General features: G+C 49.5%; 23 protein-coding genes. 8 read left to right on the top strand and 15 right to left on the bottom strand.

The window, feature by feature from the left end; translation table 11 throughout:
* Positions 1–73 precede the first annotated feature (73 nt).
* Positions 74–391: a DUF962 domain-containing protein gene (locus ACJJIM_RS08095; protein ID WP_282932610.1), complete on the top strand. Its 318-nt coding sequence runs from the start codon at positions 74–76 to the stop codon at positions 389–391.
* 5 nt (positions 392–396) lie between these two features.
* On the opposite strand, the gene ACJJIM_RS08090 is transcribed toward ACJJIM_RS08095, so the two are convergent.
* Complete coding sequence (locus ACJJIM_RS08090; protein ID WP_444912929.1) at positions 397–1,908, bottom strand: TyrR/PhhR family helix-turn-helix DNA-binding protein; 1,512 nt, start codon at positions 1,906–1,908, stop codon at positions 397–399.
* A gap of 112 nt (positions 1,909–2,020) precedes the next feature.
* Here ACJJIM_RS08090 and phhA point away from each other — a divergent pair, with 112 nt between their 5' ends.
* The 3 genes from phhA (at position 2,021) to ACJJIM_RS08075 (ending at position 4,829) form a co-directional block, all read left to right on the top strand.
* Positions 2,021–2,824 (top strand): phenylalanine 4-monooxygenase, encoded by an 804-nt coding sequence (gene phhA / locus ACJJIM_RS08085; RefSeq protein WP_108733440.1) that lies wholly within the window; start codon positions 2,021–2,023, stop codon positions 2,822–2,824.
* Positions 2,825–3,092: 268 nt separating this feature from the next.
* Positions 3,093–3,563, top strand: coding sequence for an Lrp/AsnC family transcriptional regulator (locus tag ACJJIM_RS08080; RefSeq protein WP_108733441.1), 471 nt, complete (start codon positions 3,093–3,095; stop codon positions 3,561–3,563).
* A gap of 96 nt (positions 3,564–3,659) precedes the next feature.
* On the top strand, positions 3,660–4,829 hold the full coding sequence (locus ACJJIM_RS08075) for a cation:proton antiporter domain-containing protein (protein ID WP_444897120.1): 1,170 nt from the start codon (positions 3,660–3,662) through the stop codon (positions 4,827–4,829).
* A gap of 69 nt (positions 4,830–4,898) precedes the next feature.
* Here ACJJIM_RS08075 and ACJJIM_RS08070 read toward each other — a convergent pair whose 3' ends face one another.
* From ACJJIM_RS08070 to ACJJIM_RS08060, 3 genes are all read right to left on the bottom strand, one after another.
* On the bottom strand, positions 4,899–5,702 hold the full coding sequence (locus ACJJIM_RS08070) for an amidohydrolase family protein (protein WP_444912928.1): 804 nt from the start codon (positions 5,700–5,702) through the stop codon (positions 4,899–4,901).
* A 101-nt stretch (positions 5,703–5,803) separates the two neighbouring features.
* Positions 5,804–6,451 carry a signal peptidase I gene (gene lepB / locus ACJJIM_RS08065; RefSeq protein ID WP_444912927.1) on the bottom strand — a complete coding sequence of 216 codons (648 nt, stop codon included), beginning with the start codon at positions 6,449–6,451 and terminating at the stop codon, positions 5,804–5,806.
* A gap of 211 nt (positions 6,452–6,662) precedes the next feature.
* Complete coding sequence (locus ACJJIM_RS08060; RefSeq protein WP_413665611.1) at positions 6,663–7,574, bottom strand: LysR substrate-binding domain-containing protein; 912 nt, start codon at positions 7,572–7,574, stop codon at positions 6,663–6,665.
* Between the two features lie 119 nt (positions 7,575–7,693).
* On the opposite strand from ACJJIM_RS08060, the gene ACJJIM_RS08055 reads away from it, so the two are divergent.
* Positions 7,694–8,380: a sterol desaturase family protein gene (locus tag ACJJIM_RS08055; protein WP_444912926.1), complete on the top strand. Its 687-nt coding sequence runs from the start codon at positions 7,694–7,696 to the stop codon at positions 8,378–8,380.
* Between the two features lie 461 nt (positions 8,381–8,841).
* Here the strand turns inward: ACJJIM_RS08055 and ACJJIM_RS08050 are convergent, their stop codons facing one another.
* From ACJJIM_RS08050 to rmuC, 11 genes are all read right to left on the bottom strand, one after another.
* Entirely contained in the window at positions 8,842–9,315 is a 474-nt protein-coding gene (locus ACJJIM_RS08050; protein ID WP_413665609.1) for a hypothetical protein, read from the bottom strand.
* Positions 9,316–9,453: 138 nt separating this feature from the next.
* Positions 9,454–9,993, bottom strand: coding sequence for a hypothetical protein (locus ACJJIM_RS08045; protein ID WP_413665608.1), 540 nt, complete (start codon positions 9,991–9,993; stop codon positions 9,454–9,456).
* A gap of 132 nt (positions 9,994–10,125) precedes the next feature.
* A complete protein-coding gene (locus ACJJIM_RS08040; protein WP_444912925.1) occupies positions 10,126–10,383 on the bottom strand; it encodes a hypothetical protein in 258 nt (85 codons plus the stop codon).
* A gap of 86 nt (positions 10,384–10,469) precedes the next feature.
* Positions 10,470–10,964: a hypothetical protein gene (locus ACJJIM_RS08035; RefSeq protein WP_413665606.1), complete on the bottom strand. Its 495-nt coding sequence runs from the start codon at positions 10,962–10,964 to the stop codon at positions 10,470–10,472.
* A 635-nt stretch (positions 10,965–11,599) separates the two neighbouring features.
* Positions 11,600–12,106 (bottom strand): hypothetical protein, encoded by a 507-nt coding sequence (locus ACJJIM_RS08030; RefSeq protein ID WP_444912924.1) that lies wholly within the window; start codon positions 12,104–12,106, stop codon positions 11,600–11,602.
* A gap of 612 nt (positions 12,107–12,718) precedes the next feature.
* Positions 12,719–13,174, bottom strand: a complete 456-nt coding sequence (locus tag ACJJIM_RS08025) for a hypothetical protein (protein WP_444912923.1) — start codon at positions 13,172–13,174, stop codon at positions 12,719–12,721.
* A gap of 311 nt (positions 13,175–13,485) precedes the next feature.
* Positions 13,486–14,007: a DUF3592 domain-containing protein gene (locus tag ACJJIM_RS08020; protein WP_444912922.1), complete on the bottom strand. Its 522-nt coding sequence runs from the start codon at positions 14,005–14,007 to the stop codon at positions 13,486–13,488.
* Between the two features lie 264 nt (positions 14,008–14,271).
* Positions 14,272–14,826 carry a hypothetical protein gene (locus ACJJIM_RS08015; protein ID WP_444912921.1) on the bottom strand — a complete coding sequence of 185 codons (555 nt, stop codon included), beginning with the start codon at positions 14,824–14,826 and terminating at the stop codon, positions 14,272–14,274.
* 563 nt (positions 14,827–15,389) lie between these two features.
* Positions 15,390–15,854: a DUF2489 domain-containing protein gene (locus ACJJIM_RS08010; protein WP_282932600.1), complete on the bottom strand. Its 465-nt coding sequence runs from the start codon at positions 15,852–15,854 to the stop codon at positions 15,390–15,392.
* Positions 15,854–16,783 (bottom strand): AEC family transporter, encoded by a 930-nt coding sequence (locus tag ACJJIM_RS08005; protein ID WP_282932599.1) that lies wholly within the window; start codon positions 16,781–16,783, stop codon positions 15,854–15,856. Before ACJJIM_RS08005 ends, ACJJIM_RS08010 begins: the two co-directional genes overlap by 1 nt.
* Positions 16,784–16,789: 6 nt before the next feature.
* Positions 16,790–18,166, bottom strand: a complete 1,377-nt coding sequence (rmuC, locus tag ACJJIM_RS08000) for a DNA recombination protein RmuC (protein ID WP_444912920.1) — start codon at positions 18,164–18,166, stop codon at positions 16,790–16,792.
* A gap of 257 nt (positions 18,167–18,423) precedes the next feature.
* On the opposite strand from rmuC, the gene murI reads away from it, so the two are divergent.
* The 3 genes from murI (at position 18,424) to ACJJIM_RS07985 (ending at position 25,510) form a co-directional block, all read left to right on the top strand.
* A complete protein-coding gene (gene murI / locus ACJJIM_RS07995) occupies positions 18,424–19,257 on the top strand; it encodes a glutamate racemase (protein ID WP_444912919.1) in 834 nt (277 codons plus the stop codon).
* A 98-nt stretch (positions 19,258–19,355) separates the two neighbouring features.
* Positions 19,356–22,055: a PD-(D/E)XK nuclease family protein gene (locus ACJJIM_RS07990; RefSeq protein WP_444912918.1), complete on the top strand. Its 2,700-nt coding sequence runs from the start codon at positions 19,356–19,358 to the stop codon at positions 22,053–22,055.
* On the top strand, positions 22,052–25,510 hold the full coding sequence (locus tag ACJJIM_RS07985; protein ID WP_444912917.1) for a UvrD-helicase domain-containing protein: 3,459 nt from the start codon (positions 22,052–22,054) through the stop codon (positions 25,508–25,510). Before ACJJIM_RS07990 ends, ACJJIM_RS07985 begins: the two co-directional genes overlap by 4 nt.
* The last annotated feature ends 191 nt before the right edge of the window (positions 25,511–25,701 follow it).

Raw genomic sequence — 25,701 nt, 5'->3', positions numbered from 1 at the left:
CTCGCAACGCAGAGATATTACGGTTTTGTTCAGCGGCTCCCCTGATTGTGCAATAAAAATAAGGAGGCACAGCATGGCCGCAATAGAAGCGCAAAAATTTGAATCTTTTCGCGAGTTTTATCCATTCTACTTACAGGAACATAGCAACCTCACCTGTCGTCGGCTGCACTTCTTCGGCACCAGTCTGGTGTTCGCGACAATAATTGCGGCTGTAGTAACTTCCAATATGTTGTGGCTGGCAGTTACTCCTGTCGCGGGCTACGGGTTTGCATGGATCGGGCACTTTTTCTTTGAAAACAACCGCCCGGCAACCTTTAAGTATCCGTTCTACAGTTTTATCGGGGACTTTGTTATGTTTAAAGATATGCTGATCGGACGAATCGACCGCTAAACAAACTATTTTTTATTGGCCGACAAGCCGTATTTCCGCAATTTGTTGGCCACAGCGGTATGAGAAATACCCAGATCCTTAGCCAGCTCCCTGGTTGAGGAGTGACCTTTGATAATGTCCGCCAGCAACGCCCTCTCCAGCTGCTCCATCATTTCCTTATAGGTAAGTCCACGGCTCCAGTCCCGCCAGGGAAGTTCCGCCTTAACCATTAAATCCGGCACATCCGCACAACTGATCGACGCCGCCCCTCTAATCAAGCATTGACTGGATGCGGCCATTAAATAGTCCCTGAGGCCGTTGAAGTTATCCGGCCAGTCATGGAGTTTGATCAACTCCATCACCTCGCTATCAAAATTGAGCTCACTAGCCTCTGGAGACTCCTGGCGCATTAAAGTACTGGCATAGCGCGGCAGAACCGGTCGCATATTTCGCAACGGGGGCAAGGACATCGCTAACGACGAAAAGAGCTGCGCAAGTGGCGGCGCAATAGATTCCCTATCAATAGCGGTGGCCACCAATCTCAGCGATGCCGGCAAATTGCGGAGTTTTCTCAATAAATCAACTTGAGCTTCTGTTTTGAGAGTATGTATATCCTCAAGAATCAAAGTACCCGTTCGACGAAGATGTGAAGGCAGCTGCATAGTGCCGTCACGGGGGATAATTCGATAGCAATCAGCCCTTGAGGCCGATGGGGAGAGGTAATGCACCGCACAGGCAAACGTTGTCTTTCCTGTGCCCCGCTCACCCAGTATCAACAGAGGTGCACTGAGTTCAGATAAGTCCTGTAACTGGAGGCAACTCCTTCGACGCAAATCAAAATCCCACAACACCATCGGTCTTGGCAGCTCAGTGACAAACTCGCTGCTATCCCAAGGCTGTAAACGCAGTACCGCCCCAGCCAGTGAGTCAACCGCTCCGGGATTTCCCTCCAGAGTGATCGGGGACCAGTCCACACGAAAACTCTGCCCCCTTACCACCAGAGGCAGTCCGTAGCGAGGCACTGCAAAATCCCGCAGCAATTCTGCGACCTGCATAAGCGGCAGGAATCTCTGCAGCTGTAGACCTGGCACCTTGTCCAAGCTCACACCGAAGGCCCTTGCCGCAGCCAGATTCGCAGCGACCACCCTGCCCTCGCGATCCACACTAAGAACCGGATCAGTCACATGACTCAGCAAAGTGTCCAACTCAAAATGACGTCGCTCCAGGGGCAATAGGGAGATCCTCCGCACCCGTTTAACTCCAGGAACCTGGTGCAGGGACTTCTCGATAGTCTGGTATTGAGTGGCAAGCATCCCGGGCGCTATCAGATAGACCTTATCTCCACTGTCACCCCCGAGCTCACCAGAGGTCACATTTATCCGATATTTACCGAAAATTTGCATTATTTCGTGCAAAATGCCGACACGATTCGCACAAGTAATCTCTACCCGCACAGCGTCACCTGTAAAGAAATGTTTACAGAAAGTGTAATTTGAACTCCCCAGAAGGCGCAATAGCTCGCCGCTACCTCTCCCCACCAAGGGCACGCCTGGCTAAAAATAGAGGTCGAAACATAACAACAACAGGTTCAGCGGCAGGTGCTGGGCACTGGGAATCAGCGAGAGCTACCGAGCCGCAGGAGAGACATTCATGAAGAAAGAAGCAAAGAAGGCAAGCAAGTACGTTGCCCGTGAGCCCAATGAAGACGGCTTTATCGAGTATACCGACCTTGAACACCAAACTTGGCAGCGTCTGATTGAACGCCAACTGGATGTCTTACCTGGCCGCGCCTGCGATGAATATATGCACGGCCTGGAGCTGTTGGACCTACCGAAAGACCGCATACCCCAGCTCGAGGAAATCTCCAGCGTGCTGCGCAGGGAAACTGGCTGGGAAGTCGCCCGGGTTCCCGCCCTTATCGGCTTCGAAACCTTTTTCGGTCTTCTAGCGGATCGCAAATTCCCAGTTGCTACCTTTATACGCACTCCAGAAGAGTTTGATTATCTGCAGGAACCGGACATATTCCACGAAATTTTTGGCCACTGCGCCATGCTCACCAACCCAGCATTTGCAAACTTCACGCAAAAATACGGACAACTGGGCCTTAAAGCCTCGCCTAAAGAGCGCGCCTATTTAGCCCGCCTCTATTGGTTTACAGTGGAGTTCGGTCTGCTGAACACCGACGATGGTTTGCGCATTTACGGTGGCGGCATTCTGTCTTCCCCGAAAGAGACACTCTACGCACTGAGTCACCAACCAGAGCGCTACGATTTAGACGCGGTTACCGCACTGCGCACCCCATATCGTATCGATATTGTTCAACCCATTTACTATGTTCTCAACAGCTTGCAACAGTTGCAGGAACTGACAGAAATTGACCTGATGGCCAAGGTCCGCGAGGCCATTGAGCTGGGACTATTCGAACCCCGCTTCCCGCCCAAAGACGCAGCCTGATCTGCATTCAAGATTGGGCGGCCAACTTCCGCCCAATCTCACCTCTACTAAAAAGCTCCCCCAGAAGCGTTGCACATCTAGGGAAATTCCACTACCAGCACTCTCCCCCTGAGCCTATCGTATCTGCAGTAGGTGTGATGGTAGTTCGATGACTTTCATCCAATAGCCCCCACACCCACTCGCCCAAATACCGTTAGGGGTAGCCAGGGAGGCAATGCAATCAGCGCAAGGACACAAAACCCCTACCTTATAGGGAGCGCATAGCACTATGTCCTCACTTGACGCGATTGATAGAAAACTTCTTGCGATTCTGCAATCTGACGTCAGCCTTTCGATCGAGGAGCTGGCGGAGCGTGTGGGCCTGACAAAAACCCCATGCTGGCGCAGGGTGCAGAAACTGGAAAAGAGCGGCATCATTCGACGCAAAGTCGCCTTGCTTAATGCCGAGATTTTAGGACTTCCGGTCTCAGTGTTTGCCCAGGTTAAAACTGACCAGCACACACCGGAGTGGGCCGACAACTTTGCCGAACATATGGCACAGTTGCCAGAGGTTGTGGCTTGCTACCGTATGGCAGGCGACTACGATTACCTGTTGCGAGTGGTAGTAAGCGATATCACGGCCTACGACCGTTTTTACAAGGAGTTAATCCGGCATGTCGGCATTAGCGATATTGTCTCCAACTTTGCCTTGGAACAGATCAAAAGCACTACCGAGTTACCGATTCCATCCGGTGAGTAAAGTCTCAGCGCAACCACTTGGTAGGCACATAGACCTTTCAGCTGTTCGCACATCTATGGATAATGGTTAAATCTCGCTCACACACAAGGATGGCCTGTGGCGGACAGCTCCCTTTTCCAATCATTCTTCTTGATCTTTAGTGGCGCAGCAATTGTTGCCTCACTGGCTCTTTTTGGACGACAACCGCTTCTGGTCGCTTACATCGCTCTCGGTGTTTTACTCGGCCCATCCGGCTTTGCAGTAATCGATAACCTGCGACTTCTATCTGATATGTCCAGCGTTGGGATTATCTTCCTGCTCTTCCTGTTGGGGCTGGACATGCAACCTCAAGCGCTGGTAGCTGTATTGCGCAAAGCTACATTTGTGGGGGTTGTAAGCTGTGCGATCTTCCTCGGCCTTGGCTTTGGCATAGGCTTGCTGTTTGGATTTACTACCGTTGAATCCTGGGTAATTGGCATGGCGCTGATGTTCTCTAGCACCATTATCGGTATCAAACTGCTTCCCACGACCGTACTTCACCACAAGCACTTGGGTGAACTTATGGTGGGACTTCTTCTTTTTCAGGACTTTGTGGCAATAGTCTGCCTAATGGTACTGCTGAGTGATAACACCGGTGACGAACAGATCTGGCAATTGGCTCTCTCCTTTGGATCGCTGCCACTGCTGATACTTTTTGCTTGGCTAATAGTAAAATATATTTTATTGCCACTTTTTACCCGCTTTGACCGCTTCCACGAATACGTATTCTTAATGGCACTTGGATGGTGCATGGGAATGGCAGAGCTGGCGGAAGTTGTTGGCCTTTCAAGAGAGATCGGCGCATTTATTGGTGGTATCACGCTGGCTGCCAGCCGGATTTCACAGTACATCGCCCTCAGCCTTAAACCTCTGCGAGACTTCTTCCTGATCCTGTTCTTTTTCAGCCTCGGAGCGCAATTCAAGCTGGCCATGCTGCCCGAAATTCTACTTCCTGCCCTGGTCACAGCCGCCGCAGTTCTGGTAATAAAACCCGTTGTATTTCACTTCCTGCTTGGAAATCGCAGTGAGCACAAAGTGCTCTCGTGGGATATTGGATTTCGACTTGGGCAAATTAGTGAATTTTCCCTGTTAATCGCTCTGCTCGCTTATACGCAAAACCTGATTGGCAGCGCAGCATCACATTTAATCCAGGCAACCGCGATTCTTACATTCCTGGTGTCGTCTTACATTGTGGTGATGAACTTTCCCAACCCCATTGCAATCAAGGATGAGCTGAGAAGAGACTAAACCTCTTAGCCTCTTCCAATAGAGCAGTTAAGTTAACCACCAGAATCAACCACAGTGACAAGCAGTCGATCAAAGCTTAAACACTCTCTCTGCATTCTTATACAAGAAGAGTTCCGCAACCTCATCATCCAAATCCAGAAGGTGCATTTCCTTTAAGCACATCTCCGGTGTCAGCATGGGATAATTAGTCCCGAACATCACCTTATTCTTACCGTGAGACTTGATAAATGAAACCAACTCACGGGGGTATCTTTTTGGCTTATAAGCAGAAGTATCTATGTAGACATTGGGAAACTTGGTCGCAAAAGCAATCATTTCATTGTGCCAAGGATACCCAATATGGCCGCAGACAATCTTTAGATCGGGAAAATCGAGAGCAATCCGCTCAATATGGGCAGGACGGCCAGAATCAGAGCTACGCAACGGCCCGGTAAGGCCCACTTGCAAACAAACTGGCACCCCCAGCTCAACACAAGCCGCATATAGCGGATAATACAAAGGGTGAGTACAAGGCAACTCCCAGAGCCACTGCACAATGCGCAGCCCTTTAAAGTCATGTTCCAAAACGTACTTGCGCAGGGTTTGCACAGCCTCTACTGGCTTTCGCAAGTCCACTGATGCCAGACCGCAAAACCTGTCAGGATGAGTTAAAGTAAGATCCAGTACTTCATCATTGCTTATCAAGGCTCCGCTCGGCCCATGCCAAGCAGAAATCAATGACTTGGACACATCTGCCATATCCATAGCTGACAGGGTCCACTCAAGGGGCACTTCTTTAAAGTCCTGCCCCATCCAACGCTTCAAAGTATCAAAGAAAGGTTCAGCAAGAAAACGCTCTGTAGGATGCTGGGCCCAAACATCAATCACTTTCATGTTAGCAACTCCCTGCTATTGCAAGCCTTCCCTCTATTCTCTGGTAGCACAAGTATTACCAGTGAACAGCTGCACCCTTTTAAAGAAAATTTATTGGCTATTTACTTGAGAGGCATCGCCACACTACTAAAGAAATCTCTCTCCTTAGAAAAGGAAAACGCTAAAGATGTAACTTTGCCCATAACCCTATCACGGTCAACCAAGCCCCAATATCTCGAATCCAAGCTATCGTTGCGATGATCTCCCATGACAAAGTACTTACCTTCAGGGATCTCAATAGTCTTCCCAATATATGGCAATTTCTTATTACCACTAAGCTTGAACTGATGCTCCCTGCCATCAATGACTTCCCTACCCAGGATGTCCGAACCCATCCCACTTTCCAGGTGATACTCAAGCTGAGCGCCATTAACAAACACATTCGCCCCTTCAATACGTAAGCTATCACCAGGGACGCCTATTACACGCTTCACATATAGTTGATCAGTGTGAGGTGGCAAAAAGGTAATAACATCTCCTCTGGAAGGGTTCCCCCATTGAGCAACCTGCTTATTGAAGAAAAATAAAGTTGGCCCATAGCTCGTCTTATCTACCCACAAAAAATCACCAGGATGAATAGTAGGCTCCATAGACCCACTTGGTACTGGAGACCAGTCGGCATACGCTGACTTGAAAAAGTACATAAGAAATAGAAACAATATTGCACCGCGGTTGTTTCTTACCGCACTCTTAAAACTAAACCCACTCATTCCCTAAACTCCTTTCCCAGGGCTACGCACCACTTAAAACTGATCACTCAGAAATAACAGAACCTCTGAAAACTAAAAAATCAGCCTCCAGCTTTCATTAGGTGGGACATTATCCTTATCAGAACGTTCGAAAAGGATTACCTTATTTGCAGCACATCCGTACTAAAAAAGGGAGCCATAAATATCAAAATGCGCTCGTATTACACAGCGCTTACAAATTCGGATAAAGCTCCAAAATTTTTTCCCTTAGCCATCGATGAGCTGGATTTGTTGTCTGCGACTTATGCCAGGTGAGCTGAAGTACTACCTTTGGAAATGCCATTGGCAGTTTGAGCATACGTATGGGGAGCTCTTTATAATAGCTTGAAATCATCATTCTCGCTGGTACAACGCCAATTAAATCGGTTGTGCAAACCACATAGGGGAAAGACGAGAGGTGTGGGACTCGTAAACAAATATTGCGCTGTAACTTTCTAGGCCTGGCTAGCCTTTCCATTGGAGAGCCCATAGGGTTTCCTCTTAATAGGGATACTTGTGGCAGCGATTGGAATTTTTTTTCACTGATTGTCTCACCCACATTTTTATTATGTTTGCTGACAATAATCACAAGCTCTTCTTCTGCGATAGGCTGGTTAATATAGCTGGGGGAATTGACAGGTAGGTAGTCAATGATTAGGTCTACTTCCCCATTACTCACCATTCTGGCTGTCATTTCTGACTCATCGGGGAGTACAGTAAGCCCGATGCCGGGTGCAAATTCTCGCAGCCATTTGCAGAAGCCGGGGATCATCAGAGTTTCCACCACATCGGGCATAACGATGGAGAATTCCTGCTCTGCTTTCCGGTAATCAAAAGACGCTTGCTGGAAGCCTGAGCGGACGGTGTTGAGTGCCTGGTGAATAGAGGGGTGCAGTGCCAGTGCGCGTTCAGTGGGGCGCAATCCCCTAGCGGTCCGTATAAAAAGCTCATCTTCATAAGTAGCTCTCAACCGCTTGAGGGCAGCACTGACGGCCGGTTGGCTCATATACAGTTTTACTGCAGCTCTGGTCAGGTTTCGCTCGATCATAAGTGCTTCAAAAACGGGGAGCAGATTTAAGTCCAGTGATCTAAGATGCGTAGACATTATCAACCTGATGAATAATGCATTTAATAATTATTTATTAGACGATACATGATGTCCCCAATTATATTTATCGTCAATAGCATGAAAAACCGTAAATACTATAAAAAGTCAGGTGAAATATGTCGAACATGCATGATACGGCGGCTTTCAGAGAGCAATATAGAGCCTATGCCCAAAGCCGCTATAGCGGCTGGTTCCATTTAGGGAGTATTCTACTGATCAGCCTAATCGGTGCTATTTACTGTATTTTTCAGATAAGTGAGCTGAGGGCGCATGAACTGCTAATAATTCCACTGGGAATTCTTGCTTACAACGCTGTAGAGTATGCTGCCCATCGCTGGTCTGGGCATAATAAGTTGAGATTTACCAAACTGTTTTACAAGAGGCATACTGGCGATCACCACAGTTTCTTTTCTGCACCTTTGCTGTCTTTTGAGTCAACTCGTGATTGGCGTATAGTACTGTTTCCAATCTATCTAACAGCTGTTATCACTTTTATTCTGGCACCACTTTGTGGTTTTTTTCTATCCTGGGTGGCTTCAGGTAATATGGGATATATCACAGCAGCAACCATGATATTAAATCACCTGGCTTATGAGCTAATGCATATCGGTTATCACCAGCCCAAGAGTCACTGGTTTCATAAAGTGCCAGTGTTTCGTGAGTTAGCCCACTTACACAGAATTCATCATCACCGTAAACTAATGAAAATTTATAATTTCAATTTAACTTTTCCGCTATTCGACCTTTTATTAGGCACTTTCTATTGGGAGCCGCAGGATTCCTTTGACGACTTTCGCGACTGATAGTTTGTAGATTACTTGTACCTTATTACGCACTAGGTTCTGCCTTTGATCTTGATCTTCTTCCTGTAATCTTACCAGAATTAACTCTCGGATAATTGGCACTGGCGCATTACCAAAACTTAGAAACTCCTCATGGAAGGCCTTGAGATCAAACTTTTTCCCAGGACAACGCACCACTAAAACTGATTACTCTATTTACAGCACATCCGTACCAAACAAAAGGGAGCCATAAATACCAAACAAAAGGGAGCCATAGATACCAAAAGGACAATCGCATTATACAGCGTTGACTTGGCCGGCATTCTTATACCAGCCAAGAAATTCAACAACAAATTCTGAGAAACTAAGAGCTGTGATAATTAAGCATTGAGTTGCTCCTACACTGGACAGAACACCTCACCAAAAGGTGTTCCGCCTTGTAGGCTTATACAGCAATAGAGGGACCATAGAAGCTCGTACCACTAAGTATAGGCAACATTCACATCGAAGCGATTGGTAATAAACTCGGAAAGTTGCTTAACTGAACAATTTGACTGCTTGATCGTAAACTCTTCTGCAATTTTTCGCGGATACTTAACCTTCATCCTTTGATCTTTTTCTGAGCTATATTGAAACGTTATTTTCTCTACCTTATCAAGGTCTACAGTCTTCTTTATAAAGACTCCGGTATAAACCGTTAGTGTATTCCCATTAATTTCTGCAAGTGGAAGTAATCGTATCAAAGAAAGGTATATATAAACGATAACACCTAAAGAACCTAAAATCACAAAAGTCCAAAAGGTAAGATCTGACTCACCGCTCTCGGCTGAAGAGCCAAACATGCGCGTAAAGATAAGAGCAACTAGTAATGCAATTCCTATAACACCAAGATTGACAGTTAAGATTTTTTTGGCAGACTCACGTGAACTGAGTCCATTTCTATAAATTTTTTCCATACATCCCTCTCAAATCATTCCGTTACTTACTAAAGGCATCCACCAATTATACATGCCCAAAACCGGCATCAGTAGTGGCAGTCACCCCCAAAAAATATCAACAGAACGAATGAAGCTGCCAACCAGCAAAGTAAGGGCTTAAGAGGGAACTTCTATTTCCCGGAGGGTCCTATTAACAGCATCAGTTTTATCCAATAAGGACAACATCTTATAATCAGATACATCCCCCTTCTCCAAGCCCTTCTCTCGAACTTCAAGTGGAGCTGACCGCTTCAAAGGCGCAGGGATATCCAGATATTCAATATCCCGTCTTTGCATAGATTCTAAACAATCAACATCAGGACTAACGCTCTGCTCAATATCAGCAAAGGGATCACTCAGTGGCATTGCCGCAGGAACTGCCGGGCTAGCAAAGCTGATCTTCCTTTGCAGCATTTCAGCCTCTGACTGGATGGATGCTATCCGCTGCTCCATAATTGACTCAAATTGAGAAAACCTTTCTTTTTGATGGGTAATCTCTAACTGTAGGACTTTAATTTCCTTTTTGTGGATCAGATTGGAAATCATCCAGGATAACGCAACCCCGCCACTTAGTAACGCAAAATAAATACCTACAATATATTCCCAGTTATTAACAACACTCTTGCCTATAAATGTTATTAACTCTTCATCTGTCACGTATAGCACTCCATTTCTACACAACTCTTTATCAAGCAAATACAGCTAAGGGCCTTCAGCTCCACTCCCCCCTTGAGAGATTAAGTTTACAGCGGTAGTTGACTCAACCCTGCAGTTCGGCACCTAAATCCATTAGCCATTTACTCTTATCACCTTATCAATATGAGGCCTTGCCGATAAAATTTCTTTTACTAACTTGTATTGGCTCCGCCACTGATCTGATTCTTTAAAAAATACCACTCCCGGCATATGAGCCTCACTCTCGCAAAAATCGGAAGTGTCAACTGAGTCTTCACATTGATGAAGCTTACGAAGGTAGGCAAGAAGTCTCTCAGTTGAAAGCTGCTCAAGCTCCTCTAAGCTAAGCAGCTTAACATATCTAGGCATCATTCATCGCCCCCACACCACTCTATTGATCATTCCTTAATCGCTCATACAAATGATAGAAACAGCAAAGAGGCTCGTCTGACCACGACTTATCTGCTGCTTTTACCTATAGCGATGAAACGCCCTTCATAGGCATAATCTATAACTTCTAATGCTCCAAACTCGCCTGAAAGACTCTCACCCTTCAAGTTCCACCTCCAGCCCTCTTTCTGCCAATCATAAATATCTTTATCTTCACAAAAAATCATCTGCTCATCGACTTGAAGATTCTTACAGAAACCTGATGCATCCCAAAAATGATACTTCCAAGGCATTAAGTAGCTATTCTCTCGCGTAAGTAAGAGAAACACACTTAACTCGCCCTTATCTTTTAAGATCAAATACGAATGACCAAAAGCACCCTCAAAGTTACCCTTAATAATAGCATAGGGTTTTTCTTGCAGATTATCAGTGTCGAATCTAATCAATTTCTCACCAGCATTGGCTGGCATACTCCAAGAGTCCACCAATAGTTTAGAACTGAAACCAACGCCAATAAAAAGTAAGGATAAGACTGAAGTTGCTAAAATTCTTTTCCTAAGCACTAAAATGACCTTTCTAAAGAACTAACTATTTTACTTCCATAAAAAATGAGGATCATCCACCATCATCTAAAGCTGCCGTTTGAAAAGGTAGTTTCCTCAATAGCCTACTTAGAACCTAACCCTAACAAAACAAGCAAGAGTGCAAGAAACATAAAAGCTAAAACTCTCCTGATGTCCGTCGAAATCAATCGTACGCTTGATAGACCAACTGATCAACTGAGAACTCGTGGAGCCGGCTTGCAAAGCAATCAAAATGCTTCGATCATGCTACTACGAACACAATAAATAGAGGGGGCTTGGTGATATACTCATAATTCTGCCCCCAAAATCATTGAAATTTTCATGTGCAGACATAGTTTTGTAGGAAAGGTATTCAGCCGCAGGCTTACTTTATGAGTAAGGCATATCAATCGGATGCTTTAACATCCAAAGACTAACTTGTGCGACCAGCCTAGCGCGATAACAGCCTGCCTCTCAGAAGCATAAAATATAGTCTAGGCCCTATATGTAACGAATGAAATTTATCTCCTCATGATCTTTAAGCACCAACTCTAAACTTCCCAATCAATTACTAATGGCATAATCAATAGCAAGTATTGCCATTTAGCATATAAAACCATTTAACTTTATGCAATTTATCTGCTAGCCAATCTTTCAGTACATATTAGATAAGCCCGCCTATAGACCGCATAACCACCCCAAGCAGCACCTGTTGAAGTGATACAGAAAACCATATAAAAATCAGATAAGATTTGAAATCTTACAAGAAAGCCGACTGCAGCAAGCATACATAGAGCTACTAACGCAGCCCATTTCATTTTCCTAGTAATTACTGCATAACCTCTATAAACAGATGAATGATATAGCCCACTAATTACAGAAACGGCAATACAAAAAACCAACCCCTCAACATCGAAATTGGGGCTAGCCAAAATTATAAACGGAAAAAGGGATCCTAAAGCTGATGTAATTTTCTCTCCCTGAGAACCAGCCTCATCCCAAAAAATACTATAAATATGATTCGGATCTCCTTCTGACTCGGTTGACATCTTTACCCACAATGGAATCAAGAAAATGACTCCAAGCAGCCCCAAGATAAGAAGAACAAATAAAACCACCCCAAAAAAAATAGCAGTCATCACTTAATTCACTCACAACACCTCAACCACCCTTTACAGAGAAGTAGCACAATACGGCATAAACTATCAGACTACAAATGTAAAGTGTATTGATCTTCAAGAGGGTTCTATGTGAAGCCTCCACTCAGGTGAAAAATTGAGTAACTATAATCCTCTGAGTATTCACTAATATAGCTGTAACCTGGGCCACGCCCAGCTAGCTTGACCAGAAACCGCTGAAAGCTAGCAAGGATGCCAGCACTTCCGTACACCCTTAAAATATTCCGGCTATTCCAATCATCCATTGAAAAGTAATCGTTAGCTTTGTTCTGAAGAGCCGTGAAAAGCTCCTCTTTTGTCTCATCACAAATAATCTCGATTGATATTTCTGACTCAGATATCACTAGCACTGACTCATTTTCCCCAATGGCTTTTCAACAGCATCAGCGAACAGCAAGTAATCTTCTGACTTCGCACTTAAGACAAGATCATCAATCAATCCATTTGACCGAAACATTTGCCTTACTTCTATCTTCACTATTTTTTACCTAACTAGCCAACATACCCAATACTTTCACTTCAATGTCAGTTTTTTCTGTTAAAACTTAACGAATTACCACTTCAGCAGCCTAACTTTTATGCATCTTCAAAAACTCGTAGGGCCTTCTCACCCAGCCAAACTACGGTACCTACCATTAAGCAGCTCATGCCGCCACCCAGCACTGAGGTAACTAATGCACTAACACCCTGCACCTGCTCACCGTTTGCAGTGACAGTTCCAAAGCCAAAAAAACCAAGAACTCCGAGAACCAACCATAATAACCCAATACTGCAACAGCATGCTAAAAAGCAACGTTTAAACGTAAACTGATTTCGGCTTTCATCAATCGCTCCTTGCCGGGGAATTGATCCTGACAGCCCTGCAATCCTATTATTCAGCTCTTGGACTTCCATCTTTTTCTTAGAAAGTTCAGCTTTCAGATTATCATGCCTTTCTGGATATTTTCCCTGGTCTATTCCATCAATGGCTTCTTGTAACTCTTGAATAGTGTAAGTTTCAATTTTTCTCATACTAAATACGGTAGCAACCATAACACTCTATATAAGGGTGACTGGGGTTTTGAATATTTTACAATCGACCCGGAAGATACCCTCTAAATCATAAACATTGCACATCGACTCTCCAAATAGCTCTTTACAGTATTTCCAGCCCCCTACTTAACAACACATACATTCCTTGAAAAAAACTGGAAGCATAAATCTAGCTTCAGGAAAAACAGGATGCTCACACGAACTGCACATAAAACCGACCTCAGGCGCTGACAAAAAACCAACCGCCCCGACTATCTCAACGCAGCATCCCAAATTAATTTAAAGATCAGGCTCTCAAGATGTAACTTTTCTTAGCGAGTTCGCAACTGGTACATCGATAAATCATACTGCAACAATAAATATCCGTATAAATCTACGAAATAGCTACTCTTAAATAAAACAATTAGAGCAACACCCAAAACTGGCAACAAAGGCACCAAAATGGCACTTAGTCGACTGAACGGTGCCACCTCTAAATATGCAAGACCACTGACTTTTGGGTTAACCCGAACGTCAACAACATCTCCTGGCCGGTATTTTTTGGTAAGGTAAGATTCATATTCCAAACTCGGAAACAGATCATAACCTCGCAAAACTGGCGTTTCGGATTTATACTCTCTTCCTCTAAATTTATAATTGAAGGCAATTATTGCTTCAGTTACCTTTTTTCCATTGGAATCCAATTGATTCAGCAATCGGGAGTGAGTGATCTCTCCAACTACCACAGGCCAATTGCCGAATGTTTTTCGCATCCTCAGATACACAACCGTCTGGAAAAACCCAAATAAAATCATAACCGCAGGAATAAGTAATTGTATAGCTTTAAAGATCATTAATTTATGCTCCTAATATCGTGAGCAGCGGCGGTCTATTCTGGAAACTTTATGCGTGCCGATTGCAATGAATCTACAATGCAAAATACATATTTGGCATCCTACAACAAGGCTCACAACCGATACATTATCAATCACGGCCCTCCCAAATTGGGAAGCCGAATTACATTTGAGAAATTTTTGACTTTTGCGGAAGATAATCAACCACCAGCGATCAAACTCACGCTGCACCATTAGCCTGAGCACTCAAAATGCTCTACCCTGTTATAATCCGGACTTGTCTCTATCCTTCTTGCGGAGTTCTATTAACTCCTCCAATCTCATCAACTTCCTTTCATTCCTTTCCACGAAGTACTCTATTAACTTTAAATTATCTTTTTGCCACGCATCCATATGCAGCTGTGTTGCTTTCATCGTCACTTCATTTATACGATCTAGCTTTTTAAAAACTGGCCTTTGATTAATCTCCCTTAACTCCAGCAACTCTTCATAAGAGAGCATTGAAACAATATTATTAACTAGTAATTCCTCAAGCTCCTTGGGGTCGAACTTAAATACATTGGAAGACACCACATCCATGTACAACTGTTCTTCCATGGCAACAATTTCCGGCGACACTTCACTAACCCCATAGAGAGGCTCATATAACTTTATAAAGTCCTCTCTTTGTTCATCGAAGAGTTCTTTGAGGTCTGCAGATTCTTTTTTGGCGACATCATCGATAAATATTTCTCGAGCCAAATCTTCACTTGATTGAGAAAAACCTACCCCCGGTATACACAGGCAGAATAGAAATATATTCTTAATAACTTTATTCATTTGACATTTAACTTAAAACTTCGACCACATACTTTTCAATAACCGCACCCACCGATAAAATTATATGGGCACCCAAATCTCATCACGCCCTACATTTCATACCTGGTTAAGCCTCAGAAAATAGAGGCTTTAATAAATAGAAGATATTGACGATAGAGTCACAGGGCAGATAGATAACATCGGCTCGACACCTACCCACTTCCCCCACCTTAGAAAACCTGCAAACTTCATTGAAAATCAATGAGCTAGCCAATTTCAAAATAGTGCAAACCAATGAAGTTGGTTTTGGCTTTAGGTATCTTGAGCGGATTAGGCTAAAAACCTAGCTTGATGTCAACCTATAAAAATATGGAGATGTAGTCGATGCTGGCGTTTACAGCTGATGGCTGGTGAATTAATTGGAATATATTTTTATGAATTAGATATTTTATAAAAAAGCAATCTGGTTCCGGCAGCAGATTGATTAGGAGGGAATACTTCACCTGATTTCAACGAGCAGATTTCTGCTCGTTGAAACATACATAAATACTCAAGTCTAATGAGTCACTTTTCAGTTTCCAGAATCAAAAAGAACGCCCCAAAATCCGCTTGGCGGCATCCATCGCAAAATCCTTATAGTCCGCCTCTACTTGCGCCATCTCCAACTCATATTTGAACTGTTCTTTACGCGGCAGTTCTTTCCAGTCTTTGAGAATTGGGATATGACTGGTTTTCTCTGCGATGGTGTAGAAGGCCACAAACTCTTCACGGACTTTATCTTCCACCTGAAGCGCATCCAATAGAACGCGAATACGAATCGAAGCTTCGGTAAGCCCTACTCCATCATCCAACAGGGTGCGGGCAATAATCTGGATGCTGTCGTTTACTCTTTCGCGCTGATCTTCGGCAGCTTGCTCTAGCTCCGCCAGTTGTTCGGCCTGTTTCTTTTGCGCTACTGATAGTTTGCGCAGATAGTAGCCAGCCACAATAGCGAGAGCAAAAATGATTACTGCTGCAAGAATAAGCAACCAGGTTGGGAAAACGGTCATTAAAAGTACACCTTAAGCAATGCCAGCCCGATACTGGCAGTAACAACAGAAAGCAATGTGCTGAGCCCCACAATATTCGCCGTAAGCTGGCTATTCCCGCCCATCGCATGGGCCATTACAAAAGCCGAGATCGCACAGGGAGCACCCGTCATCAGGATCAAATATCCCAAGTACTCAGGGCTCATGCCCAATGCCAAACCAATCAACAGGCAGACAATCGGGGCAACAACCAGTTTAAGTAATGAGGCCGCCAGCGCCGTAGGGGAACTGCGCATCAGTGTTCGCATTTTCATGCTGGCACCAATACAAATAAGCCCCAATGGCAAGCCCACAGATGCAAGATACTGAATGGTATCGTGCAGCACCTCCGGCAACCTTACAGCCAACAAACGGCACACAATGGCTGCGATTACACCGAGGATAAGAGGGTTCTTGACCAGCTCCCACAGCATCACCCGCCAGCCAAATTTTCTGTCCTTATTGTAAAGCACGAAAAGAGCGACGGCGATAACATTAAACTGAATCGTAAGTGCCGCTACCAACCCTGCGGAATTAGAAACACCCTCACTTCCGTAGGCTTTTTCGATCCAGGCAAGGCCGACAATCGCCACATTTCCACGAAAGGCTCCCTGGATAAATGCACTGCGATCCATTGGCGCTACCGGCCGTGCCAGCAACCATGCCAACGGGAGCATTACAAAAGTGCCGAGAACCCCTGCTACCAGTAGGTCTATTTCTTGCGCGGGGCTGGTATCCGAGGAATAGATATTAATAAAAAGCAATGCAGGCAAGGCTACGTGGAAAACAAGCCTTGAAGCATCATCAATAAAGCTGTCCCGAACTATCCCTTTATACTTGAGCAGGTATCCGCCAATAATCATCAGGAAAATCGGCCCTGTGACTGATAGCGCGAATACAAGATTTTCCATAAAAAGTTATTCTTCCGCAGCAGTTTCCTCAGCCTGTGGCAATCCCTTTACCTCAGGCTGATCCGCTCGCTCCCTTAAGTCCGCAGAGATCTGTTTACGGGTTTTAGCACCCAACTTACGCAAGCTGTCGATACGCTTCACCGCATTACCACGCCCTGTCGCCAGTCGCTTGTAGGTCTGCTGGTAGGCGTCATCCGCTTGGCGCAGGCGGTCACCAAGAACATCCAGTGACTCCAGCACCATAGCAAACTGATCGTGCAGCTTGCCGGCTTCGTCAGCGATTTTTTCCGCGTTCTTGTTTTGTTTCTCGTAGCGCCAGATATTCTCGACGGTGCGCAGGGTCGCCATCAGGCTGGTGGGGCTCACCAGGACAATTTGCTTCTCATACGCGAAACGGAACAGGTCCGGGTCCGCTTGCATAGCCAACATATACGCAGCTTCAATGGGCACGAAAATAAAGACGAAATCCAGGGTGCGCACACCCTCCAGCTGCTCGTAGGCTTTCTTGTTAAGGCCGGTGATATGGGCGCGCAGGGAATTCACATGCTGTTTCAGGGCTTGGGTGCGCTCCTCATCGGTTTCCGCCGAGCTGTAGCGCTCGTAATCCACCAGGGAGACCTTCGAATCGATAATCAGGTCTTTGTTTTCCGGCAGGCGCACAATCACATCCGGCTGGCGCCTGCGGCCATCACTCGTCAGCGTTACTTGCGTTTCGTATTCGCGACCCTTCTGCAAGCCGGACTCCTCCAGCAAGCGCTCCAGCACTACTTCACCCCAGTTACCCTGAATCTTGCGGTCACCTTTTAGGGCTGAAGTCAGGTTCAGGGCCTCATCACTGATGCGCTGGGTTTGCTCGCGCAACGCTTTAATCTGCCCCAGCAGGCTGTTGCGCTCGGCATTTTCGCGATCGTAGACATGCTCTACTCGTTTGCGGAAATCCCCCAGCTGACGCTCCAACGGATCGAGACTTTTGCGCAAACTGTCCTCACTGCGGCGCACGAAGCTCTGCTGCTTCTCTTCAAAAATCCGGTTGGCCAAATTCTCGAACTGCTCACCCATGGCAATACGCATTTGCTCCATCAGCTTGCGCTGCTCCGCCAGGGCCGCCTCCCCTTTTTCTACCAACACTTGGCTTCTCGTGAGCTGTTGCAGCTTATCCGCCAGCTCGGTACGCAGGGATTCCACCTCAACCCCAAGTTGGGATTCCCGTTCGCGGCTGCTATCGATACGCGCCTGAGCCACCTGCAAAGCGGCTTGGCTCTGCAATAAAGCGCGGCGGCTACTGGCTCGCGCCAACCAAAACACCAAGCCCAACAGAAACAAGATGGCAACAGCCGCCATCACCGCGTGATCGGCATTCAATTGCAGCGGAAACGCTGGCATAGAGTGGTACTCCCAGACCTGGAAAGAGAAGGATAAATCAGGATTTTGCCAGGGGCCTCGCCCGCTGGCCTGCCCGGGAAATAGCCCAGGCGAAGGCGCCATTCTACCAGCTTGCCCCTGGAAAGTACCCCGCGCCAGCCCGGCCGATAACCTCAGTATCAAGGGATAGGTTTGCGCCCGAGAAGACCCAGCGGGAATTTTTACGGGGTTTTAGGTATTCTTGGAGGATTGGTTTCGATGTTGGTACTCCAGAACGCATGCACAAACACAGCGCCCACCCAGATAGCCCAGCCCCCAGCGCCCTGATCTTTGATTCCGGCGTGGGCGCCATCAGCATTGCGCGGGAAATCCGCCGCCTGATGCCGGGCCTGACCTTGCACCTGGGTGTGGACAACGGCTTTTACCCTTACGGCAACAAAAGCGAAGAGGAACTGCGCCCGCGGATCGTCCAGCAGGCTCAGGCCATGATGGAACACTGCGGGGCCGATATTTTAGTGGTGGGCTGCAACACCGCCAGCACCCTGGCCTTGCCCCAACTGCGCGAATCCCTGAAGAAACCCGTAGTGGGCGTTGTGCCCGCTGTGAAACCCGCCGCTGCCGCCAGCCGTTCCCGCACTATTGCCCTGATTGCCACCGAAGGCACCGTCAATCGCCGCTACACCCGCGAGCTGATCGAGCAATTTGCCAACGGCAACCGGGTAATTAATGTGCCCGCACCGGAGTTGGTGCATCTGGCGGAAAGCAAATTGCGCGGCGAAGCCATCACCGCAGAGGATTTGGAGCCGGTCTTGCACCGCGTATTCCACACCGCCGGCGGTGACCAAGTGGATATTGCCGTATTGGCCTGCACTCACTTTCCCCTGCTGCGAGAAGAACTGGACCAGTTCGCCCCCCGCTCAATCCAATGGCTGGATTCCGGCGAAGCCATCGCCCGACGCGTACGCTGGTGGCTGGAAGAACTTGAGCTGATGCTGCCGGATGCCCCAAACACTGGCCGCCTGATCACCAGCACGGTGGACCTAACCGGCAATATAGAACAGGCCTTCAGCGAGTTCGCCCCAGTTGCCGAACCCCTCGAACCCAACACCTAAGATCGCCAAAATAATGAGAACCGCGCAACAGAGTTGACAGCTCCGTCACAAACCGCGACCGTTTCCCGAATAACAAGCCCTAACCGGTACCCGAATTCATGCTGAAGCCGGCATTTCCCGCTCTCGAAATATTTGCGCAGCTGCCCCCCGGCGGACTGCTGCTCACCCCCAACAACCGTTTGCGCAACCGCTGCCAACAGGTGTTTGCCGCGCAGCAGTCGCCCGGTGCCTGCTGGATGCCGCCGCCGGTGGAATCCCTGCGCAGCTGGCTGGACAAGCTCTGGTTCCAACTGCAACAGCGCAACTGGCAGCCCGCCTTGCAACAGGTATTGAATCGCGAGCAACGGCAATTGCTCTGGCAGCGCGCCCTGGATGAATCCCTGGACCGGCAACTGCTCAACAGCCAGCAATTGTGCCGGGATGCCGATAGTGCCCTGGCGCAGCTACTCCAATGGCAGCTGATCTCCGATCTCTCGCAAATAGATGAAGCGCTAACTCCCCTACTGGAGCAGTTCGCTGTCTCTATGCGCAGCGACGAGCTGCCGCTGTGCGCCATGATCAAAGCCTTTGCCACTGAGCTTCAGGCCCACAGCGCCATCACCCCAGACCAGCGCGATCAATTGATCCTGCGTGCATTCCAGGAAGGCATTCTGGAACCCGTCGCGCAAATTGATACCGCCGGCTTCGCCCAGATTTCGCCCCTCGCCAATGCCCTAACTCACGCAGGTGCAACAGCCGTTAATGAAAGACCGGGACTTACCCAGCAAAGTGAATTATCCGTAGCCGCCTGCGCCGATTTGGATGAAGAACTCTACCAAGCAGCTCTTTGGGCCGGGCAAAAGCTCGCCGAAAACCCCGGCCACAGCGTAGGCATAGTGGTAAACAATCTGGGGCAGTGCCGCGCCCAGGTGGAAGCGGTATTTTCCCGCGTGCTCGAACCCCAATACCTGGACCCGCAGCAACCGCGCTACACACTACCGTTTAACTTCTCCGCCGGTACGCCCCTGGCGCAGACACCGGTCGGCAGCGCCGCCCTTCAATTGCTATCGCTACTGCAAGACGAATGGGACTATCCCCAATTGCAAAATATCCTGTTCAGCCCCTTCTGGGGTGACGACAGTAAAACCTGGCTGCGCAGCGCCCTGTTCCGCCGCCTACAAAAACTGGAACTTCGCCGTATCGACGGCGCCACCCTGCGCTACTGGGCCGAGCGCACCGCAGAAGCCCTCCACTTGGAATCACCGCAACTGCCCCGCCAATTGGAACAAATGGCCGAACGCGCCCGGCGCTGGCAGCGAGCCCCCGCAGAAATTTGGGCCGCGCGTTTTTCCGAAACACTTAGCGCATTAAATTGGCCCGGCAACCGCAACCCGGACAGCCAGGAATACCAGCAGCTGATGCAATGGGAATCCATCCTGGAAGAGTTCGCCGCACTCAGTGCCTGCGGTGGCAACCTTACTCTCACCCAGGCCCTGCAATTGCTGCGTCAGATTGCCAGCCGCACCCCCTTCCAGGCGGAAACCCGCGATGGCCCCCTGCAAATTCTCGGAGTACTGGAAGCCGGCGGCCTCGCCTTCGATCACCTGCGCCTGGTCGGCTTCGGCCAACAGCAATGGCCGCCGGCACCGGCACCCAATCCGCTGTTGCCGATTCAATGGCAAAAACACTGGAAGATGCCCCGCGCCAGCGCCGAGCGGGAATTGGAACTGGCCCGCGAACTCACCGCCGACCTGCAGAATGCCAGCGGCGATATCGTCGTGAGTTACACCTGCGAAGAAGATGGCGTGCAGCAAGGCCTGAGCAGCCTGTTTGAAAGCCCGCAACAAGCCCAGCACTTTGCCGAAGGCGCCCTGCACAATCACTACAGCCAACTGGCGCAAGCCTGTCAGCTGGAAAAAATCGAAGACAAAAAGCTACCGCCACTCACCCCCGCCGAATGCGAACGGGTGCGCGGCGGTGCCTCGGTGCTCAAGGCCCAAGCCCTGTCCCCATTAAATGCGCAGTTGCGCTTCCGCCTCGGCGCCAGCAATTTTACCCAACCGGATATCGGCCTCGGCCCCGCCGAGCGCGGTAATGTGGTGCACCAGGTGCTGGCGGAATTCTGGCAACAGTGCGGCACCCTCACACAACTGCAAGCCATGGACGACGAGCAACGCCAAGCGCAAATCGAGCGCGCGGTGGAACGGTCCCTCGGCAGTGTGCGCAAAAAATACAATCACCTGCCGATCGGATTTTGGGCCATGGAAAAGCAGCGCCTGGAGCGCCTGCTGCAACAATGGCTGTCCGTGGAACTGGACAGGCCCAATTTCTCCGTAGAAAAAGTGGAATGGGAACAGGCCGTGGAAATCGGCGGGCTGCACTTTAACCTGCGCCTGGACCGACTGGACCAACTCGCCAGTGGCGAACAACTAGTAATCGATTACAAAACCGGCGTCCCCAGTATTCGCGACTGGCTTACCCAGCGCATCCGCGAACCCCAGCTGCCGCTCTACGCCCTTTTCCAACCGGATGCCCACGCCATCGCCTTCGGCCAGGTGCGCAACGGCGACTGCAAATGGAATGGCTGCGGAGACCTGGAGCACCCCATCACCGGCATTAAAGCCGTGGGCGATACCGAAAAGGAATCCCCCTACGGTACCTGGAGCAATCTGGTGGAGCACTGGCGCTACAGCCTGGAATCCCTCGCCACCGAATATCGCAGTGGTGTAGCCACCCTCGCCTTTGATCGCCCCACCGACAACAACAGTGAACTCTGGCCCCTAAACCGCTGGCCGGAAAGGGAGCAAATAACCGAATGAACGAAGTCGTGACCACTCCCGCCCTGCGCCGCCCCATCGATGCCGACGCCCGCAGCCAAGCCCTGGATATCAGCCGCAGCTTTGCCGTATCTGCCCCGGCGGGCTCCGGTAAAACCGGCCTGCTCACCCAGCGCGTATTAAAGTTGCTCGCCGCCTGCCAGCAACCGGAAGAAGTGTTGGCCATTACCTTCACTCGCAAAGCCGCCGGTGAAATGCGCGAGCGCCTGATCGACGCCCTGCACAGCGCCCGCGACCAAGCCCGGCCAGACAACCCCCACGATGCCATCACCTGGGATTTGGCCCGCACCCTGCTGGAGCGGGATCGCGAACTGGAATGGGAGCTACTGCAAACACCCCAGCGCCTGCGTATTCAAACCATCGACGGCCTCTGCCGCAGCCTCGCCAGCCAACTGCCGATCGAAAGCGGCCTGGGCACACCGGGTGAACCCCTGGAGCGCACCCAAATCGCCTTCGAGCTAGCGGTGGTGAACCTGCTCAAACACCTCGATGGCGAAACCCCAGACACAGACCTACAGCAACTACTGCTCCACCTGGACAACGACCTGGGCCAACTCAATAAACTGCTGCGTATTTTGCTGGATAAGCGCGAGCAATGGCTCAGCCCACTCTTGAGTGTTAACTTCGACGGCGCCCAGGACTATTTCCATTTTGTCATCGACGAACTGGTAGCAGAAAAACTGCAAGGCCTCACCACAGCCCTCGGCAGTGTCGCCGGGGAACTGCTGGAGCTGGCCAGTTATGCCGGCAGCAATTTACAAAAGGAAAACCCCAGCCACAGCCTGTGCCTCTTCGCCGAACTGGACGATTTCCCCAGCACAGACAGCAGCGGCCTGCCCGCCTGGCTCGCTCTCGGCAGCCTCCTCCTCACCACCACCGGTGATTTGCGCAAAGGCGGCGGCATCAATAAAAAACTCGGCTTTGGCCTGCCGGATAAAAAAGATCCCGAGCGCCCCATCGCCGAAGAATACAAACAGCGCATGAAAGACCTGCTGGCAGAACTGGCCGGCAACGAACCACTGCTCTCCGCACTGCGGGAAGTGGGCAAGCTTCCCAGCGGACTGCAACAGAGCCAATGGCAACTGCTGCAAGGGCTCGCCCAGGTACTGCCCAAATTGGTCGCAGAATTAAAGCTGGTCTTCCAACAGCTGGGTGCCACCGACTATACCGAAGTGGCCCAAGCCGCACTGATCGCCCTGGGCGATAGCGATAACCCCACAGACCTGGCCCTGAAACTGGACCTGCAAACCCAGCATATTCTGGTGGACGAGTTCCAGGACACCTCCCACACCCAGCTACAACTGCTGGAAAAACTCACTGCCGGCTGGCAGCAGGGAGACGGCCGCACCTTATTTATTGTCGGCGACGGCATGCAATCCTGTTACGGCTTCCGCAATGCCAACGTGGGTATTTTCCTGGATGCGCGCGAACGCGGTATCGGTGAAGTGCCCCTGGAAGCCCTCGACCTCCAGGTAAATTTCCGTTCCGAAAGCGCAGTGGTGAACTGGGTCAACGAGACTTTCCAGAGAGCTTTTCCGCAAGCGGACAATATCGGTCGCGGCGCCGTGCGCTATCTGAAATCAGAAGCGTTTAAAGGCAGCAAATGGGCCGAGCCCTCGGTCAATTTCTATGGCTGCATTGATGACGAAGACCGCAACCGCGAAGCCACTCAAGCGGTTGAACTGGTGCAGCAATTACAAGCGCAAGATCCGGAGAGCCGCATCGCTATTCTGGTGCGCAAGAAAAAACATCTACAAAAGATTTTGCCGGCCCTAAGCGCCGCCAATATCGCCTTCCAGGCCCCAGAGCTGGCGCCACTCGCCAGTAAAATGGTGGTGTTAGATTTACTCAGCCTCACCCGCGCCCTGCTCGACCCCAGCGACCGAATCAGCTGGCTGGCCGTACTCCGCGCCCCCTGGTGCGGACTCCAACTGCCAGACCTTTACACCCTGGCCAACTGGGGCAATGGGGATATCACCGTAACCGATACCAGCGCACGCCCACTATTAATGGCCTTGCAGGAAGTAGACGATATCGCCCTGCTCAGCGATGAAGGGCGCACACGCTTGGCCCAAGTGGCTCCCAAACTGCTGCACGCCTGGCAACAGCGCGGCCGCAAACCCCTGCGCACCTGGATTGAAGGCCTCTGGCTGGAACTGGGCGGCCCCGCTACCGTTGCACAAAAATCTGACCTGAATAATGTGCAGGATTTTCTGCAATTATTAGAAGCCTTCGATACCGGCGGAGCCATTACCGAGTGGCAACAGTTCACCCTCGCCCTGGAACAGCTCTACGCCCGCCCCGCCCAGGATGCCAAAGTGCAGGTGATGACCATTCACAAATCCAAAGGGCTGGAGTTCGAACACGTACTGATCCCAGGCCTGGATCAAGGCGGCAAACCCGGCAGCGACCAACTGCTGCGCTGGAGCGAATGGCTTAGCCGCGAAGGCGAAAGCCGCTTCCTGCTCGCTCCCAAAAATGCACGCGGCGGCCAGGACCCGGTGTTTGAATACCTGAAGCACGACAACAGCGAACGTGAACGCCTGGAAGGCACGCGCCTGTTATATGTAGGCTGCACCCGCGCCATCCGCTCGCTGCATCTGTTGGCCTGTATCAACCGGGATGAAAAAAAGGGCCACCTAAAAGCCCCCGGCAGCGCCGCCCTACTCGCCGGCATCTGGCCCAGTGTTTTACATCACCAGGAAAGCGACTGGTGTCACTGGCTGGAAGCAGAAGAACCCCTGCTAAACCAGGACGAAGCCAGCAGAGATCACGACTACCTACTGCGCCTGCCCAACCAATGGCAACCCCAAGCCATGCCCCGGCAGGAATGGCTGGCCCAGTACCGCATGCCAGACTACCAACCCAAAACCGAGGAAGAAGACAATATTCCCGAGCTGGGCCAGGTAGCCCTGCGCTGGTTAAAACACGCCGGCACCGTAGCCCACGAAACCCTCGCCACCATTGCCGAGACCAATATCAACGACTGGACACCCAGCAAACTGGAAGCCCAACGCCCCCTATGGCAACTGCGCCTGAAACAATTGGGGCTATCCACCACCAGCCTGGACCGCGCCGCCGAGAAAGTGGAAATTGCCGTACGCAACAGCCTCAACTGCCCCACCGGCCGTTGGCTATTGGATGGCTCACTAAGGGAATCCGCCTGCGAACTGGAACTCCACAGCGGCGGCCGACAGCTAAGGCGCTCCATTGTGGACCGCACCTTTATCGATAACGAAGGAACCCGCTGGATTGTGGATTACAAAACCGCAGAGCCCAGTGGTGAGGAAAGCCAGGAAGAGTTTATTGCGGCTCAGCTGGAGCAGTATCGGAATCAGTTGGAGAATTACCGTAAGCTCTTCTATGCGCGGGGGGAGCGGAATATTCGGTGTGCTTTGTATTTTCCGTTGATGCAGAGGTTGGTGGAGTTGGATTAGGGGAAGATGGGTATAGCTCTGAGATTCATATCAATTATTTAAGAGAGCAGTACTAGGCATATAAAGGACAAGAGAAGTCCAATCTCCATATTTTAAAATAGCTCAATGTGACGCGATTAAGTAAACAAAATATAGTTACATCACATCGAGCCAGCTCTAGGGGCTAAGTAATACGGAAGAGGACCGATAAT

The sequence above is a fragment of the Microbulbifer maximicatervae (SeqCode) genome, assembly GCF_052467615.1.
This window is presented reverse-complemented; position numbering and strand designations above follow the sequence as displayed.

Coding starts and splice junctions, on each gene's coding strand:
- ACJJIM_RS08095 (WP_282932610.1), top strand. CDS start 74: ATGGCCGCAATAGAAGCGCAAAAATTTGAATCTTTTCGCGAGTTTTAT.
- phhA (WP_108733440.1), top strand. CDS start 2,021: ATGAAGAAAGAAGCAAAGAAGGCAAGCAAGTACGTTGCCCGTGAGCCC.
- ACJJIM_RS08080 (WP_108733441.1), top strand. CDS start 3,093: ATGTCCTCACTTGACGCGATTGATAGAAAACTTCTTGCGATTCTGCAA.
- ACJJIM_RS08070 (WP_444912928.1), bottom strand. CDS start 5,702: ATGAAAGTGATTGATGTTTGGGCCCAGCATCCTACAGAGCGTTTTCTT.
- lepB (WP_444912927.1), bottom strand. CDS start 6,451: ATGAGTGGGTTTAGTTTTAAGAGTGCGGTAAGAAACAACCGCGGTGCA.
- ACJJIM_RS08060 (WP_413665611.1), bottom strand. CDS start 7,574: ATGTCTACGCATCTTAGATCACTGGACTTAAATCTGCTCCCCGTTTTT.
- ACJJIM_RS08055 (WP_444912926.1), top strand. CDS start 7,694: ATGTCGAACATGCATGATACGGCGGCTTTCAGAGAGCAATATAGAGCC.
- ACJJIM_RS08050 (WP_413665609.1), bottom strand. CDS start 9,315: ATGGAAAAAATTTATAGAAATGGACTCAGTTCACGTGAGTCTGCCAAA.
- ACJJIM_RS08040 (WP_444912925.1), bottom strand. CDS start 10,383: ATGATGCCTAGATATGTTAAGCTGCTTAGCTTAGAGGAGCTTGAGCAG.
- ACJJIM_RS08025 (WP_444912923.1), bottom strand. CDS start 13,174: ATGGTTGCTACCGTATTTAGTATGAGAAAAATTGAAACTTACACTATT.
- ACJJIM_RS08020 (WP_444912922.1), bottom strand. CDS start 14,007: ATGATCTTTAAAGCTATACAATTACTTATTCCTGCGGTTATGATTTTA.
- ACJJIM_RS08015 (WP_444912921.1), bottom strand. CDS start 14,826: ATGAATAAAGTTATTAAGAATATATTTCTATTCTGCCTGTGTATACCG.
- ACJJIM_RS08010 (WP_282932600.1), bottom strand. CDS start 15,854: ATGACCGTTTTCCCAACCTGGTTGCTTATTCTTGCAGCAGTAATCATT.
- ACJJIM_RS08005 (WP_282932599.1), bottom strand. CDS start 16,783: ATGGAAAATCTTGTATTCGCGCTATCAGTCACAGGGCCGATTTTCCTG.
- rmuC (WP_444912920.1), bottom strand. CDS start 18,166: ATGCCAGCGTTTCCGCTGCAATTGAATGCCGATCACGCGGTGATGGCG.
- murI (WP_444912919.1), top strand. CDS start 18,424: ATGCACAAACACAGCGCCCACCCAGATAGCCCAGCCCCCAGCGCCCTG.
- ACJJIM_RS07990 (WP_444912918.1), top strand. CDS start 19,356: ATGCTGAAGCCGGCATTTCCCGCTCTCGAAATATTTGCGCAGCTGCCC.
- ACJJIM_RS07985 (WP_444912917.1), top strand. CDS start 22,052: ATGAACGAAGTCGTGACCACTCCCGCCCTGCGCCGCCCCATCGATGCC.